Below are 16,414 nucleotides of genomic sequence, written 5' to 3'. Positions count from 1 at the left end.
TATTCGGCGGGTCGGCAGGGCGCCTGTGGACGAAGCTGCAAACACCCCAACGAAGGCTCGAAGCCAGCGCTCACATAGGATGTACCGGAAACCCAATAGACCTACCCCGGAGGATTAGTGGCACTCAGCGCCTCAACCACCCTGCCCTACAGCGTCCAGACGGTCACGGACGTTTTCACCGATGAAGCGTTCCTCAAGCACACCAGTGAGCACGTCGGAGGGGAGCTGAAGTCACTGACGGTCGACGGCGACACCTCCGCCGCTTTCACCCTCACCGCTGTGCGCACGCTGCCCACCACGCGACTGCCGGATTTCGCCCGCAAGTTTGTCGGCGAAACCATCACCGTGACGCAGACGGAGAACTGGGCCGCACCGCTGCCTGACGGCTCCCGCGAAGCGAAGGTCACCATGAAGGTCTCCGGTGCGCCCGTGACGGTCGACGCCGTCCAGCGCCTGGTTGCCGAGGGCACCTCCACCCGTGTGGACCTCGAAGGCAACGTGACCTCGTCCATTCCGTTCATGGGCGCCAAGATTGCCGACGCCGCTGAACCGTTCATCGGCAAGGCCCTGAACGTTCAGGCCACCCAGGCGAAGAGCTGGCTGGAGAACCGCTGATGCAACTGCCCCTCGCGCTGTCGATAGTCCTGGTGATCGCCGGGCTCTGGACGCTTATTGTCTGGCCGCCGTTCCTCCGCCGGGTGTTCAAGGACCCGCGGTCCAAGGATGAGAACGGCGCACCCACCCGGTTCCTCAAGGTTCACTTCATGCTGGTGACCACCTCGATGATCCTGGGCGCAGCAACCCTGGTAATCGGAATCCGCACGCTGGCAGCCTGAATACCAACGTAACGTGCGTCACGTCGCTACGGACTCCCCTGCTAGGGTTTTAGAAGGTGCGCCGGGAAGTCTGGTCGGCAATAATTTCTTCCTGCCCTGAAGGAGCCGCTCGTGTCGAGTTCTCAGCCCCGGAACGTCCTCGGACGGTCCAGTTACCCCGAACATCTCCGGATCGGCGAGATCCTGAGGAAAGAAACGGTCGGCGGCATCCTGCTGATCATTGCGGCCGCACTGGCGCTTGTCTGGGCCAACTCGCCGTTCGCGGACAGCTACTTCGCTCTCCGGGACTTCGAGTTCGGTTACGAGCCGTGGCACCTGAAGCTTTCGGTGGGACACTGGGCCGCTGACGGCCTGCTGGCCATCTTCTTCTTCCTGGTCGGGCTCGAACTCAAGCGCGAGTTCGTGGCCGGCGACCTCCGGAACCCCGCACGCGCCATTGTTCCGGTGGCAGCCGCGGCCGGCGGCGTCATCGTGCCCGCTCTGATCTACGTCCTCGTGAACCTCGGATCGCCGGAGACCATTCGCGGCTGGGCCATCCCTACCGCTACGGACATCGCGTTTGCGGTGGCCGTTCTCGCGGTCATCAGTTCCCACCTGCCGAGCGCCCTGCGCATCTTCCTGCTGACATTGGCAGTGGTGGATGACCTGATTGCCATCGCCATCATCGCGTTCTTCTACACGGAAGAGGTGGAGTTCACGTTCCTGCTGCTGACGCTGATCCCGCTGGCGCTGTTCGCGTTCCTCGCGCAGAAAAACCCCAAGTTCTTCGGGAAGAACACATCGGCGGCCTGGTTCATCCTCCTGCCGATCGGTTTTGTCACCTGGGCGCTGATGCACGCATCAGGTGTCCATGCCACAGTGGCCGGCGTGCTGCTCGGCTTCATGGTTCCGGTACTGCGCATCGGCAAGGGCGGCAAGTCCGTGTTGCCCCGGCCAAACAAGCCTGGTCTCGCGGAGACCTTTGAGCACCGCTTCCGCCCGCTCTCCGCAGGCATTGCCGTGCCGATATTTGCGTTCTTCTCCGCCGGTGTGGCAATCGGCGGCGTCGACGGGTTCGTCAACGCGCTCGGAGATCCGGTCACCCTGGGAATCATCCTGGGCCTGGTCCTGGGCAAGCCCATCGGCATCCTCCTGACCACGTGGACAATCACCAAGACCACCAAGGCGACCCTTGACCCCGATTTGAGGTGGGTGGATCTCCTCGGCGTCGGCATCCTCGCGGGAGTCGGATTCACCGTCTCGCTCCTGGTCAATGACCTCAGCTTCGCTCAGGGGTCGGAGCCGAACGACAACGCCAAGGTCGCCATCCTGACCGCATCGTTGCTCGCCGCATTGCTCGCTACCGCTCTACTGCGCTCCCGCAACAAGCGCTACCGCAGGATCGAAGAGGCGGAGAAGGTAGACGCGGACGACGACGGCATCCCCGATCTCTTCGAAGACAATCCTCCGCGCCGCTAACGCCGAACACGCGCGCTAGCGTCGCTGCGCCCCTCACTCGCATACGGGCCGGTCAGCAGTTGGCGGCGAGGACCGCTTCCTCCAAGGCCACCCACGCGAGCATGGCGCACTTCACACGCGCCGGGAAGCGGGAGACGCCGGCGAACGCAGCTGCGTCCCCCAGTACCTCTTCGTCCGGCACGATGGTCCCGCGCGAGCGCATGAGCTCACGGAAACGATCGAGCTGCTCCATCATGTCGTCGCGGGTTTCTCCGCTGACCAGTTCGGTGAGGACCGAGGCAGACGCCATGGAGATTGCGCAGCCCGCTCCCTCCCACGCCACCCGTTCGATGCGGGAGTCAGCAATCCACACCCGCAACGTCAGTTCGTCGCCGCAGATGGGATTGAGCTGGTGCGACGCGCCGGTCGCCAGAGAGCCGGTTGCCGGCGAGCCGGCAACCGGCTCTTCCTCAGGCACCGAACCAGCGCCCGACGCCGGATCGGTGCTTCCCTGCCCCACCCGCCGTTTGGCGTGGTCAAGGATGATCTGCTGGTAGAGGTTCTCGAGTTCGCTGCTCATGCCGAGGCTCCGGACGCCGCTGCTCCAAAGAACGAACGGACTTCGGCAAGAGCCGTAAGGAACGCGTCCACCTCGTCGGTGGTGTTGTACAGGTAGGTGCTGGCCCGGGTGGACGCCGTCAGCCCCAGCCTCCGGTGCAGCGGCTGCGCACAGTGGTGGCCCACCCGCACGGCGATGCCGCGGGAATCGAGGTACTGCCCCACATCATGGGCGTGGACGCCGTCAACATCGAACGCCGCCAGCCCGATCCGGGGCTGACCCGAACGCGGGCCCAGCACCCGGATTCCGTCGATCGCCTCGAGGCCAACCACCAGCCGCTCCCCCAGCAGTCGCTCCCATTCCTCGATCCGGTCCATGCCCGTCTCGGCCAGGTAGTTCACGGCCGAGCCCAGCGCAACCGCCTGCGAGATCCGCTGGGTGCCGGCCTCGAACCTGGCCGGCGGCGGAAGGTACTCGGCACGCTCCATGGTGACGGTGGTAATCATTGAGCCGCCCGTGAGGAACGGCGGCATCGCGTGCAGGTGCTTCGCCCTGCCGTACAGCGCGCCGATTCCCGTGGGCCCGAGCATCTTGTGCCCGGAGAACGCAACAAAGTCCACGTCCAGCGTCGCAACATCGAGCGGCAGGTGCGGCACCGACTGACACGCATCCAAAACCGTCAGGGCTCCGACGCCGCGGGCGAGGGACACCAGCTCAGCCACCGGGTTGATGATGCCCAGCACGTTGGAGACATGCGTGAACGCGAGCAGCTTGGTGCTGCCGTCGATCACCGAGGCGGCTTCCTCAAGGCGGAGGGCGCCGTCGTCGTCGACTGGAATGTAGCGCAGGGAAGCACCGGTACGCGCGGCAAGTTCCTGCCACGGGATCAGGTTGGCGTGGTGTTCCATCTCGGTGACCACTATGGAGTCCCCGGGGCCAAGCGCATACGGGCGTGCGGCGTCACCGCCGAGTCCCAGCGAGGCGTTTGACAGGCTGTACGCAACGAGGTTCAGGGCCTCCGTGGCGTTGGACGTGAAGACGATTTCATCGGGTGAGGCACCAATGAAGGATGCAACGGTGGTGCGGGCGAACTCGTACGCGTCGGTCGCTTCCACCGCGAGGGAGTGGGCGCCGCGGTGCACGGCGGCGTTGCGCTGTTCGTAATACTCCTGCTCGGCCTCCATCACGCTGATGGGGTTCTGGGAGGTGGCTCCGGAATCGAGGTAGACCAGCGGCCGGCCGTTGAGCTCATTGGCCAGTAGCGGGAAGTCATTGCGGATGCGGCCCACTTCCTCATCCGAGAGCGGATGGGATGGAGCTGACAGGATGGGCATGGAACTCCCTCGACGGCGAATGTGCGCTATTCAGTCTACTGCCGGCGGGTTGGTGTGGACCCGTTCACTGCCGGCTGGACCTGAGGCTGGTGAAGGTCTGTCCGTTGTCGTTGGATACCTGCACGCTGTCGTTGGTTGCAACCCAGATGCGCTGGGTCGAGCTGTCGATGACCTGCGTGGCAATGGCTGACGCCTCGCCCTCAACGCTCCCCTGCGCCACCCAGCTCACACCGCCGTCACTGCTCGTGTAGACGCGGCCGTCGGGTCCGATTCCGGCCGCCTTCTCCTCAGACAGTGCCGTGAACACCAGCAGAGGGGCATAACCAACAGTGGCCCACGTTGCGCCGCCGTCTGCGGAACGCTGCAGGCCCTTCTCCGTGGTGGCGAGGACAATGCTGCCCCTCGGCGATCCGGCGAGGTGATGGGTGGGGAACTGGCCATCCGCAGCCTGCCATTCAGTGCCGTCTTCGGTGACCTTGAGTTCGCCATCGAACCCCACGATTCCGCCGTGGGTAGCGGCGAGCGCATGGAAGTCGGATTCGCCCTGCAGGGACAGCGGCTGCCACGTGCGGCCACCGTCAGTGGATCGGATCAGTCCCACAGGATCCGGCAGGTCGGAGCCCGGGCCGGGGTGTCCGGACGCATAGAACTCATCTGGAGCCGCAGCGGTGAAACCCATCAGGTCAATACTGGGCCCGATCTGCACTGCCGGGGACGCCGAGACATCAAACAATCCGGCATGGGTAGCCAGGAGCACCCGGTTGGTGGCCGGATCCACGCTCATCCCGTGGATGTGGGAAGTGGGATAGTGAGACGCACCGGCAGGCGCACTCTCTGACGGGCTGGCCCCGGCACAGCCGGTGAGCACAAGCAGTACGACGGCGATGGCAGCCGAGCCCGACGCCCGCCACCGCGGCAGCCCGTGTGAGTGGGAGAACCACGAAGCTTGGGAGTGCAGGCGGCGGGACATGGAACATTCCTTGGAAAGCGAGGTTCTGACGAGGTAGCCCGGCGAGGAACCTGGCCCTGTAGATGCTACCCACCGCCCCGCACTGCGCCGAAACCCGCGCCGCCCGGAAAACAGTCCGGGACTCGCTGGCGAGCGTAAAAGGAGCCGACGACGGCTGGGGACGAGCCTTAGTCTGGGGAAGGCTTCGACGTCGCCGGCTCCACTCATCACTCTAGGAAAACCACCCACTCCAAACACGAGTAGTAGGTACCCGATTTTCCCTCCCGCTTAGCGCGTAGGGTACTCAGCCGATACTCGCTGGATCAGCCCCCGGCAGCTCATCGCGGCTGGTGATTCCGAGCTTGGCGAAGATGCGGTAGAGGTGGCCTTCAACGGTGCGGACGGACACGCCCTGGGCTTCAGCGATATCCCTGTTGGAATAGCCTTGACCGGCCAGCCGCGCGATGTCCAGCTCGCGCTGGGTGAGCTTCGATGTGGAACGTACCGCCTCGAACTGCGGGCTCTGCAGTCCTTCGAGTTGCCCGATGATCGTATTGAGCTTCTGCTGCACCGTCCGTGACTTGTGCTCTTCCCCGCGCTGCGAGAGGTACCGCACGGCCTTGCCCAGGCACTCGGCGGCCACCAGAAGGTAGCCGGAGGACTGCGCCAGTTCGGCGGCGTCGATCAGCGCGTTCGGGTCCTTCTGGACCGCAGCCTTGGCCATCGCTGTCATCACAGCACCTTCCGGCCCCTCGAAGGATTCAGTGAGCCGGGCCAGCGGTTCAAAGCAGCGCTCATCCCCCAGCCGCCCTGCCAGTTCATAGGCGACGGCGGCCAGAACGGTCATCCCGTCAGTCACCGCCTGCTTCGCCAGCACGTGCAGTTCCTCGATGCTCCGGGCGGCGCCCTGAAACAGTGCGTTGGCCGCGACCACGTGCACCTTGCCGAGGAGCTGCGCCTGGCGGGTGCCGATACTTGCGCCGGCCTCGAACTCAGTGGCATACACCTTGGCGCGGGTGGTGTCCCCCACCATGGTGCACGCGAACGCCGCTAGTCCCAGGGCCATCGGCATGAGCTGGTTGGAGTCGGACTCACGGAGGCCCTCCACGCCCAGAATCAGCGCGGTCCGGGCACTTCCCATGAGGCCCTTGCGCAGCGCTATGAGCCCCTCGGAGAGCTCCGTGATGCCGGTGAAGGAGGAGGGACCGCTGGCTTTGCTCCGCACCAGTGTGTCCAGGAGCTCCTCGATCTCGTCCCAGAGCCCGGCGTGGGCCATTGAGACGAAATGGCGCGTGATCACAAATTCCGAGTGCCCCACGAACTTGTGTCCGTGCGCTGCGATGATCTGCAGGGCTTCCCCGGTTGCCTGAGTGCCTTCGACCGCCTTTCCCATGGAGCCGAGCGCCTCCCCGAGCAGGCTGAGAGCAGCGAGCCGAACCTCATCGCTGCAGTACGGGTCCGCGAGGACCTCCCGGAGGATCTTCTCGGACTCCTGAAACCTGCCTTCGTAATTCAACGCGAAGCTCTCCAGGATCCGGTGGCCGTTGGCGGATACACCCAGGCCGATTGCCACCTGCGGATCATCCGGAGGCTCCATCTCCGACGCGATCCGGTCAGTGATGCGTTTCCAGCGCGCAACATCCTCCCGGATCCGCTCGGCCGCGTTGGAACCGCGTACCCGAAGCGCCACGGACAGCAACGAGGCCTCCTTGGCCAGGGTGAAGCTCTGACACTGATCGAGCACTTCATCGACAATCTCGCGCGCATACGGGAGGTTTCCCCGCGTGGTCTGTGCCCGTGCAATTTCCACGAGCGCGTTGCCGCGGAGCTTCGGTTCGTGCACGGCACGGGCAGCGCGCAGGGCGAACTCGGAATCGTGCAGGCGGTTGGCCACCACCGCCGCCCGCAGCAGCGTCTTGTCATCCGGCGGCAGCCCGCAGTCCAGCCCCCACGCCACAAAACGCAGGAAGCCGTCAGCCGTACTGGAATCGTGGTCCAGAACCTCGAGCACCTTCCGGCGGATGGTCAGGCTGCGGCCGGCGGGCACGTCCTGACGAATCACTTCACCGTAGAGCGGGTGACTGAGGGTGACCAGCCGGTCCCTACCCCCTTCGACGGCAATGAGGCCGTCCTCCTGCAGCGCGGTCACGGCCGGCCGGTCCGTGCAGTGGACCAGTGCGTCCAGCGGCATGGGTTCGGCGAGCGCCAGCGTCTCCAGCACGGACAGCTCGTCCGGCGTCCGGCGCCGGAAACGGACCTTGATCAGGTCCACGAGGCTCACGTCCAATGGCGGCGCCGGACCCACCAGGCGCCACACCTTGTTGCGCACACCCAGATAGCCTGAGCGTTTTCCCTGCCGCAGCAGGGCCAGCAGGAACATGGGATTTCCGCCGGATGTCTGGGCGAGGGTGGCGCTGACGCTTGACAGCACGTCGCCGCCCAGTTCACGCCGGCACAGCTCATGCACCTCGGGCGCACCGAGCGGCCTCACGTGGTACCGGCGCAGCAGCCCGTCCTGGTGCAGGGACCCAAATTCCGACGACGGATTGGGCGCCGTGCGTGCCAGCGCCAGGACGCGTGCCCGCCGGCCTGCGATGAGCTGGGAGAGCAGCACGCTGGTGTTGTCGTCCAGTTCGTGGGAATCGTCCACGAGGAACAGCGGCATTTTCTTTTTCTGGCCGTTGCTGCTGGATTCCAGGTGCGCCATGATGCTGCGGTACACGGCTACGGAGGAGCCGACGTCGTTAATGGACAGCGAGTGCAGGTACGGTGAGAGCGCTCCGAAGGGCACCTTCCGCAGGGAGGGGCTCGCAGAGATGGGAAGCACGGCAACGCTGCCGTCCAGTTCCCTCGCCACGGTCCGCGCCAACGCGGTCTTCCCCACGCCGGCCTCGCCAACGAGGATGGCGCCGAGGTACTGGGATCCGGACAGCACAGAGGCGACTTCTTCGACCAGGTCTTCGCGGCCAATCAGATCCTGGCCGCCGTCGGTGTGTTCCCCCATAAGCCGCCTATTCCAGGAGCAGAGCCAGCTGGCTACGCGATGACACCCCGAGTTTCGAGTAGAGCCGATAGACGTGGCCTTCAATGGTCCGTACGGAAACGCACATAACTTGAGCTATATCACGGTTGGTTCGGCCCTGCGCTACCAGCACGGCAATGCTACGTTCGCGGTCCGTGAGCGATTCGAGTGCGCCCCGCCTGCCGGCAACCCCGGGAGCGCCGACGTCGCGAAGCACCTTTCCGGCGGCGGCCACAGTGACCTGGTCGCCACTTTCCTGGGCAAGCTCGGCCGCCAGCCTCGCTGCGTCGGCGGCCAGCCGGCAGTTTCCAAGTTCTGCGGCTTTCTGCGCGGCGAGCAATAGCTGGTGAGTGTCCTTTGAAGCGATTCCCTTCCCATACAGCGCACAGACCTCCGCGAACGGTCCCTGCGAGGCCAGTGCGGAGGAGACCAGCCTGTCCGCTACCGAGTCGAGGCCCAGCTGGACGCTCTGGCACAGGAACAGAAGCTCGTGACCGTGATTGCCCAGGGCGCGGTCTTCATCGGCGAGCTGCAGCATCCGCTCGGCCACCTCGGCCGGTGCATGCGTGGCGGTCGTGGCCAGTGTCATGAAGTACTCAACGCCGCGCGAAGAGTGCCAGGACAACCGCTCCGGCCGGTGGTCGGCTCGTTCCAGGTGTTCCAGTGAGGCGCGGGCCTCCCCCACCAGAGCGTAGGCATAGGCGGAAGCCGCCTCGGCCACGGGAAGGGCGTGCTGCCGGTCGTGGACCCGCATCTGACTGAGCGCGGGGAGCAGCTTGTCGAGCGCTTCGGAGCCGCGGCCCCCGTACGCGAGCAGGCAGCCTTCGGCGAACTCCGACGCCGAGCCGTCATAGGCGCTCTCCTTGCCGTGGTTCGACGGGGAGGCGGCCATGGCAAGGCACTCGCTCCAGCGACCGGAGACCACGAGCAACTTGAAAACCCGAGCCATCGCAGCTTCCTGCAGCAGGGAGTCCGTGCTGGTGTCCAACAGTCGGGCGACGATGGTTGAGGCCAACCGGACGCCGTCGTCCTGGCGACCGGTCATGGCCAGCGCCTCAGCCAGCCACCCCAGGAGTGCGGGGTTCTGCTGTTCAGCTGCGTAGTCGGTCAGCAGGTGGCCGAAGCTCTCCAGCAGCTCCGCGTAGCGGCCGCTGTAGCCGGCGAGTTCGGCTTCGAGTTCGTCCACATCCCGAATGAGGCCGTTCAGGTCCGCGGAGACCGCCTCCGCTGCAAGCCGTTGCCGGACCTCCCGGAGGAGAGGTTCGGCTTCGGCATACCGGCTGGGATTTTTCATGAGCAGGCGGCACTGCAGCAGCCTGATGTCCAGCCAATCCTCAAAGTGCGGTTCGGCGTGGGTCTCGAGGAGCTGGTCAAGGACGGTCAGGCCGCCGGCGAAGTCGGCCTCGACGCCCATCGCCCTGGCTTCCTCGATTACCGCCTGGGATAGCGCGGAGTAATTGGGGATGGCGTGGATGAAGCGGAGCGCCAGCACTCCCTGGCGGTGCCGGTTAGCGAGGCGGGCGGCGTTGATCAGGTTTTCGGCCGGGATGTCAGCACCGGATTCAATGCACCAGGAGGCGAAGGTCATGCGGGCAAGCGCGGGGATGTCCCACTCCTGCGCTTCCACTGCGAGCGCGCGCATCAATTCACGGCCGCGGCCCAGCGGAACCTGGGTGCGGACCACCTCGCTGACAAGACCATTTGCAATCCTCACCAGCGGCACCTCTGTCCGCTCAACGCGGATGGCCCGTGTGATCTGCAAGGCGTCAACGGCTGAGGAGGGGACAAAGCGGAGCAGGAGGTCCAGTGGAATCGCTCCCACTACGGAGATCAGCTCGATCGCCTCGCGCTGCTCCGGGGGCAACCGGCGCAGGCGGACCATGATCCAGTCCGTCATTGACCGCCGCGTCTTCGGTGCGGATAGCGGCTTGGCCACCCACACGCCGTCGCGCTCCAGCATTTCGCCGGAGTCCACCTGTTCGCGGGTGAGCGCCTGGAGGAAGAGCGGGTTACCGCCAGTGATGTGCCACATGCTTGCCGCGGCGGCCCGGGACACCGGTGCGTCAAGGGCTGCGGAGAGCAGCCTGGTGGTGGAGGCCAGGTCCAGCGGGTCGAGGTCGATCCGCCGCAGTGCGCCGTCCTTCCAGAGGTCGCAGAACTCCTCCGGGGAGGCGTCAATGGACTGGCAGATGGCAATGAGCTTGACCGCGTTGACGCGCACCAGGTGGGCCAGCGCCATGGCGGAGGAGGAGTCGAGTTCCTCGAGGTTGTCGGCGAGGATGAGGGTCTGCCGGCCGTCGTCCCGCTGCGCATAGAGTTCCTGTAATCCGCGCAGCAGCATCAGGGGGTTGTCCACAATCGCGTCGTCGAGATCGCTGAGGACAAAGCTGAGGGCCCCATAGGGCATTTTTGATGCGAGTGCCGAACCGCGGACGTACACGAGTTCAAACGAGTCATCGAGCTGGCGGGCCATCCGCTGCGCCAACGCGGTCTTTCCCACTCCAGAGGGGCCGGTGATGATCACTCCGCGGCAGCTGCTGTCCAGCAGGGCGTCCCGGACGTCCTCCAGTTCCGCATCCCGGCCTACGAGGGGCCACTCGCCGTGAACGTTCAACATTCTGGGATCCCGGCGCTTTGGAAGCTTTCGCCTGGTGGCCATACAGTATCGACCGGCGGTGCTGACAAATCATCGTCAGCACCGGACATCACTAGTTCATTCATCAGTCCGCCCCAACACGTCATGCGCTAGGCCAATAGACTACGCCCGATCATCCGATGCCGCACCCATTGTTTCCTTGATTTATCAACTATGTGTACCAACCGCGCACAGGCACAAAAAAGGGACCGACGTTGGGATGGGGGTGGCCCAGTCTCAGAGGCCGCCCAACGTCGGCCCCCGCTTTTGGGGCCATTAGGCCGTGCAGTCCTGTTCGGGAAATCCAGTTTACCGCTATTTTCCGGCAGAATGAAACTTCTGCTGGGCGGTCAGCAAACCGTCCAGTACAACGCTTTCGACGGCGTCAGCCGCCTCCTCCAACAGGATCGGGAGGTCCTTCTTTTCGGTGGAGCTGAAGTCGCGGAGCACGTAGTCCGCGGCTTCCTGCCGGCCCGGCGGACGGCCTACGCCCACGCGGATCCGCAGGTAGTCCTTGGTGCCGAGCGCCTTGCTCATATCCCGCAGTCCGTTGTGGCCGCCTTCTCCTCCGCCGATCTTGAGCTTGATCGTGTTGAAGGGGATGTCGATCTCATCGTGGACCGCCACCACGTGGTCCGGCTCGATCCCGTAGAACTTCGCCAGCTGCGAAACGGGCCCGCCGGTGAGGTTCATGTAGGTGAGCGGCTTGGCAAGGATCAGCTTGGGCCCGCCTATTCCCAGCCGGCCCTCGAGTACGACGGCGCGTGCCTTGGAAGTGCCGAACTTGCCACCCAGCCGCGCACCCAGCACGTCGAGGACCATCTGGCCCACATTGTGCCGGTTGCCGGAATAGCCGGGCCCGGGATTCCCGAGCCCGGCTATCAGCCAGGTGTTGTCAGGCACTGGTGGGTGCTTAGGACTCTTCGGTGGCCGGAACCACATCGCCGGTGGCTTCCTCAGCGGAGGCGTCGCCGCCGTCGGAGTCAACGCCGGTCTCGGTGGCGGTCTCGCCGAGGTCTTCAACAACCGGTGAGGATACGTTGATGATCAGGGTCTCTGCTTCAGTGAGCAGGGTGACGCCCTTGGGGAGGCGGATGTCCGAGGCGTAGACGTGGTCGCCCACGCCGTGGCCGTCGAGGTTGACGGTGAGGGACTCGGGCAGGTGGGTTGCCTCGGCCTCAACGGTGACGGTGGTCTGCTCGAGGTTGGTGACAACTCCCGGCTTGGGCTCGCCCTCAACGTGGATGTTGACCTCAACGGTGACCTTCTCGCCGCGGCGGACGGTCAGCAGGTCAAGGTGCTCAACGATGCGCTTGAGGGTGTTGCGCTGCACATCCTTGGCGAGGGCGAGGTGCTCTTCGCCGTCAACGTCCACGCTCAGCAGGGCGTTGGCGTGGCGGACTGCCAGGGTGGTTGCCTTGCCGGGCAGCAGGATGTGGATGGGGTCTGCGCCGTGGCCGTAGATGACGGCGGGGATCTTGTTGGCGCGGCGTGCCTGGCGGGCAGCGCCCTTACCGAAATCGGTGCGCAGTTCTGCGACGAGCTTCTGCTCGGACATGATGTCTCCTGAGGTTAGGTTCTTGAGGTTGTACCGAGCGATCCAACGAAGCCCGGCCACCCTCCCCTTACGCGAACATGCGCGTTGTCAGGAAAGCCGCCAGCCACCGTCGATAACGGAACATGCCCTGGAATCAGAGCAGGCGTTCCCTCGCCTAGGCATCAACGGTCAATCCTACAGCATGCCGGCACTGGCCGCGCTCTTCCGCGGGGATACCGGCACCGCTAGGCTGGGGCTCGAAGAGCCGGGTAACCTATGAACGCACCAGCACAACCTGTTATCGAGGCCCGCAGCCTGGTGAAGGACTTCGGCCGCACCCGGGCTCTGGACGGCCTCGACCTCACGGTGGCGTGCGGAGAGGTGCACGGGTTTCTCGGGCCTAATGGAGCGGGCAAATCCACCACCCTGAGGATCCTGCTGGGGCTCATCCGTCCGACATCCGGGGCCGTCCGGGTCTTCGGGCTCGACCCGTGGGCAGATCCCGTGAAAGCGCACCTGGACATCGCGTACGTTCCCGGTGATGTAAGCCTCTGGCCAAACCTGACAGGCGGCGAAGTTCTTGATCTGCTCACTGGGCTCCGCGGCGGTGCCGATGAGAAGCTACGCCGCGAGCTTATCGAGGAGTTCGAGTTCGACCCGCGGAAGAAGGCGCGGACCTACTCGAAAGGCAACCGGCAGAAGGTAGCGCTGATAGCGGCATTCGCCCGCCCTGCGCGTCTATACCTGCTGGATGAGCCGAGCGCCGGCCTGGATCCGCTCATGGATGCCGTATTCCGCCGCCAGGTTGAGCGTGTCAGCCGGGACGGCGCCACGGTTCTGCTGTCCAGCCACATCCTGAGCGAGGTGGAACAGCTGTGTGACCGCGTGACCATCATCCGCTCGGGAACGGCCGTGGAATCGGGCACGTTGGGCGAACTCCGGCATCTCCATCGCACCCATTTCCGGGTCACGGGGCTGGCCGACCCTCTCCGGCTAGCGGCGCTGCCCGGTGTCCACAATGTCAGCGTGGGCACCAGTGCAGTGGAGTTCGACGCCGACTCCGCGGACATCGCAGCCGTCCTGGCCCGCATTGCTGAGCCGGGGATCAGCAGCCTCTCGGTGAGCCCGCCATCCCTGGAGTCCCTGTTCCTGCGCCACTACAGTAACGACAGCTCCAACAGCGAAGACCGAATCAACAGCGGCAATAACAGCACGGGTACTGCAAACAGCACCGACAGCGGGGCCGTGTGATGTCCGGCGTGCTGCAGCTGGTCCTGTTCCAGGCCCGGCGTGATCGCGTGACGCTGCCGATCTGGATAGCGGGCATCGCTCTACTCGGCTTTGCCACGTCCACCGCCGTGGCCACGCAGTTCGCGGATGAGGCATCGCGGGCGGCGATCGTCCAGCTGGCGGCGTCCAATCCGGCGTTCCTCTTCCTTCGCGGTCTGCCGGCTGGAACCGGGGTAGGCGCGGTGGTGTTCTTTCAGGGGTATGCCTTCACGGCGGTCCTGGCCGGTCTCATGAGCACCTTCCTGGTGGTGCGGCATACGCGTGCCGATGAAGAACTCGGGCGGGCCGAACTCCTCGGTGCCGTACCGCTGCCGCGCGCGGCGTCCCTCACCGCGACGCTGGTGCTGGGTACCGCGGCCAACCTGACCCTCGCCGTCTGTGTTGCGGCCGGTTTCATCGCTGCAGGGCTGCCTGCTGGTGGTTCCGTCGCTGCCGGAGCCGCAGTAGGAGGAGTGGGACTCTTTTTCGTGGGCCTTGCCGCGGTCGCTGCCCAGGTGCTGCCCACGGGCAGAAGCGCAAACGGAGCGGCCGCCGGGCTGGTAGGCGCCGCGTATCTGATCCGCGGCGTGGGCGACGCGTTGGGGACCGCTTCTGCAGACTTGCTCTCCGTTGTCGGTGCCTGGCCGTCGCTCCTGTCGCCCATCGGCTGGGGGCAGCGGGTGCAGCCCTTTACAGGTCCCGACCTGAGCGCGCTGTTGGTCCCGCTCGCTGCCGCGGTTGCCTTGGGAGCGTTGGCAGTAGTCAGCCGACGACGGCGGGACGTCGGTTCCAGCCTCCTCTCCCAGGGCAACGGCAGGGAGCGGGCCGGTGTGGGAGGCGGCACTCTCGTTGGCTTGGCCTGGCGGCTGCAGCGATCCGCCATCGCGGGTTGGTGCATTGCCGCTGCCGTGCTGGGTGCCATGGCAGGAGCGCTTGGTCCTGTGGTGTCTGACGCCGTAGCGAGCGTGCCGGCGATGCGGGACCTTCTTGCGCGGCTTGTGCCCGAGGGGCAGTCGGGTCTGGTTGACGTTTTCGTTACGGCGCTGCTGGGCATTGCCGGTGTTTTCGCTGCGGCTGCGGGCATTCAGGCCGTCCTTCGCCTGCGGGCGGAAGAGGCGGACGGCCGGGCCGAACTTCTGCTGTCCGTTCCGGCCTCACGGCTGCAATGGCTGGGCGCGAACCTGATTGCCGCTGCTGCTTCGGCAACCTTGGTGGCCGCTGCGGCAGGTGTTGCTGCCGCAGCGGGCCTGGGTTTGTCCGGCAGTGCCGATGAGCCGGCCTGGTACTTGATTCCGGCGGCGCTGGCGCACCTGCCTGCTGCCCTGGTGTTTGTGGCCGTGGCAGCCCTGGCGTTCGCGGTGATTCCGCGGCTCAGCATCGTTGTGAGCTGGGGCGTGCTCGCGGTGGGCCTGGTGCTGGGCGAATTCGGGGAGCTGTTCGGCCTGCCGGTGTGGCTGCAGGACGCGAGCCCGTTCCGGCACTCCCCTGCCATGCCCGTCGAGTCTTTAACCAGGCCGGTGCCACGGGACTGCTTGCCGTGGCTGCTGCCGGGGCTGTGTTGGCAGCGCTGTCCCTTCGACGGCGGGATGTGGCTGCGTGATGACGGAACCCATGATGAGACGGAGTGCGCCCTGATGAAGATTCTGCTGCTGACGGCCGGAACGCGCGGCGACGTGGAACCGTTTCTTGCCCTGGCGCGCGCCGCCGTCGCCCGGGGGCATTCCGTCCGGACCGCCATCCCGGACAACTCCGGCACTGATACAAGTGGCCTGGACACTGTCAGTCTGGGCATGGACTTCGCCCAGCTCATCAGCGATCAGGGCGTGTCACCAGGAATGGCGGCCAAGAAGTTTCGCACTGTCATCCGGCCGTCATTCGCCCGCCTTCTGCAGACCGCAGTAGGTCAGATTCTTGCTTTCGCACCCGATGTTGTGGTCTATCACCCGAAGGTCCTCAGCGCTCCTATCGCGGCCGAGAGACTGGGCATCCCGTCGGTGCTGGTGGAGACCATTCCGTCATTCACCGCAACCCGCGAGTTTCCACTTCCCATCCTCACCAGAACCAGCCTGGGACCGTTGAACCGGGCCAGCTATCGCCTGGCGGGCGTGGCCAGTCTGATGTTCAAGCGCGAGCTCGCACCGGCCGTGGAAGACCTCCCTCCCGCGCCTCGGACGGGGTCGGCTGGAAGCGCAACGCTCATCCCCATCAGCCCTCTCCTGCTGCCGCGGCCTGCGGACTGGCCGGCCACCGTCCATCTCACCGGCCACTGGACCGGGCATCCGACGCCCGCAGTTGAGGCGGATACAGAACTGGCAGATTTCATCGAGGACGGCGACTTCGTCTACGCCGGATTCGGTTCGATGAAAGCCGGGGATCCGAGGGCACGGGGCGAAGCGATCGTGGAAGCGGCCCGCAGGAATGGCCTCCGGGTCCTGGTGGCCAGGGGCTGGGGCGGCATCGACCTTCCGGCGGAAGCTCAGAGCGACAACCTGCTGGTGCGGGAGTCGGTGGACCACCGTCTGGTCCTGCCACGTGCAACTGCTGCTATCCACCATGGAGGTGCGGGCTCCGCGCATGCTGTGGCGCGGGCAGGCACGCCGTCAGTGGTGGTGCCGTTCATCGGCGACCAACCGTTCTGGGGACATCTCCTGCATCGGCGGGGGCTCGCTCCGGAACCGATCCCGTACCGCAAGGTCACCGTGCACCGGCTGACGGATGCTCTGGCCCAGGCAGGAAACTACAGGGGACAGGCGGCGCGTACGGGGGAACTTCTGCGAAAGGAGGACGGAACAGCCGTCGCACTCGACGTTCTGGAACCCCTTGTGCGCCCGTAACA

At 65.6% G+C, this 16,414-nt stretch carries 12 protein-coding genes; 5 read left to right on the top strand and 7 right to left on the bottom strand.

Translation table 11 applies throughout. The annotated features are described in order from the left end of the window. Positions 1-117 precede the first annotated feature (117 nt). From AC1MBU_RS07475 to nhaA, 3 genes are all read left to right on the top strand, one after another. A complete protein-coding gene (locus AC1MBU_RS07475; RefSeq protein ID WP_479789653.1) occupies positions 118-615 on the top strand; it encodes a DUF2505 domain-containing protein in 498 nt (165 codons plus the stop codon). After that, positions 615-836 (top strand): SCO4848 family membrane protein, encoded by a 222-nt coding sequence (locus AC1MBU_RS07470; RefSeq protein ID WP_056548728.1) that lies wholly within the window; start codon positions 615-617, stop codon positions 834-836. The genes AC1MBU_RS07475 and AC1MBU_RS07470 overlap by 1 nt, the downstream gene beginning before the upstream one ends. A 111-nt stretch (positions 837-947) precedes the next feature. Further along, entirely contained in the window at positions 948-2,294 is a 1,347-nt protein-coding gene (nhaA, locus tag AC1MBU_RS07465) for a Na+/H+ antiporter NhaA (protein WP_346028788.1), read from the top strand. A gap of 52 nt (positions 2,295-2,346) precedes the next feature. Here nhaA and sufU read toward each other — a convergent pair whose 3' ends face one another. From sufU to AC1MBU_RS07430, 7 genes are all read right to left on the bottom strand, one after another. Next, entirely contained in the window at positions 2,347-2,853 is a 507-nt protein-coding gene (gene sufU / locus AC1MBU_RS07460; protein WP_479789652.1) for a Fe-S cluster assembly sulfur transfer protein SufU, read from the bottom strand. Then, complete coding sequence (locus AC1MBU_RS07455) at positions 2,850-4,166, bottom strand: aminotransferase class V-fold PLP-dependent enzyme (protein ID WP_479789651.1); 1,317 nt, start codon at positions 4,164-4,166, stop codon at positions 2,850-2,852. The genes sufU and AC1MBU_RS07455 overlap by 4 nt, the downstream gene beginning before the upstream one ends. A 64-nt stretch (positions 4,167-4,230) precedes the next feature. Further along, a complete protein-coding gene (locus tag AC1MBU_RS07450; RefSeq protein WP_479789650.1) occupies positions 4,231-5,136 on the bottom strand; it encodes a F510_1955 family glycosylhydrolase in 906 nt (301 codons plus the stop codon). A 283-nt stretch (positions 5,137-5,419) separates the two neighbouring features. Next, on the bottom strand, positions 5,420-8,119 hold the full coding sequence (locus AC1MBU_RS07445; RefSeq protein ID WP_479789649.1) for a LuxR C-terminal-related transcriptional regulator: 2,700 nt from the start codon (positions 8,117-8,119) through the stop codon (positions 5,420-5,422). Positions 8,120-8,126: 7 nt separating this feature from the next. Beyond that, positions 8,127-10,754 (bottom strand): helix-turn-helix transcriptional regulator, encoded by a 2,628-nt coding sequence (locus tag AC1MBU_RS07440; RefSeq protein WP_479789648.1) that lies wholly within the window; start codon positions 10,752-10,754, stop codon positions 8,127-8,129. Positions 10,755-11,087: 333 nt separating this feature from the next. Further along, entirely contained in the window at positions 11,088-11,675 is a 588-nt protein-coding gene (gene pth / locus AC1MBU_RS07435) for an aminoacyl-tRNA hydrolase (RefSeq protein ID WP_479789647.1), read from the bottom strand. A gap of 10 nt (positions 11,676-11,685) precedes the next feature. Continuing rightward, positions 11,686-12,330 carry a 50S ribosomal protein L25/general stress protein Ctc gene (locus AC1MBU_RS07430; RefSeq protein ID WP_277359317.1) on the bottom strand — a complete coding sequence of 215 codons (645 nt, stop codon included), beginning with the start codon at positions 12,328-12,330 and terminating at the stop codon, positions 11,686-11,688. 255 nt (positions 12,331-12,585) lie between these two features. On the opposite strand from AC1MBU_RS07430, the gene AC1MBU_RS07425 reads away from it, so the two are divergent. Both AC1MBU_RS07425 and AC1MBU_RS07420 read left to right on the top strand, forming a co-directional pair. After that, on the top strand, positions 12,586-13,560 hold the full coding sequence (locus AC1MBU_RS07425; protein WP_479789646.1) for an ATP-binding cassette domain-containing protein: 975 nt from the start codon (positions 12,586-12,588) through the stop codon (positions 13,558-13,560). Positions 13,561-13,568: 8 nt separating this feature from the next. Then, on the top strand, positions 13,569-16,412 hold the full coding sequence (locus tag AC1MBU_RS07420; RefSeq protein ID WP_479789645.1) for a glycosyltransferase: 2,844 nt from the start codon (positions 13,569-13,571) through the stop codon (positions 16,410-16,412). Positions 16,413-16,414 lie beyond the last annotated feature (2 nt).

Source organism: Arthrobacter sp. PTI12, assembly GCF_056679915.1.
This window is presented reverse-complemented; position numbering and strand designations above follow the sequence as displayed.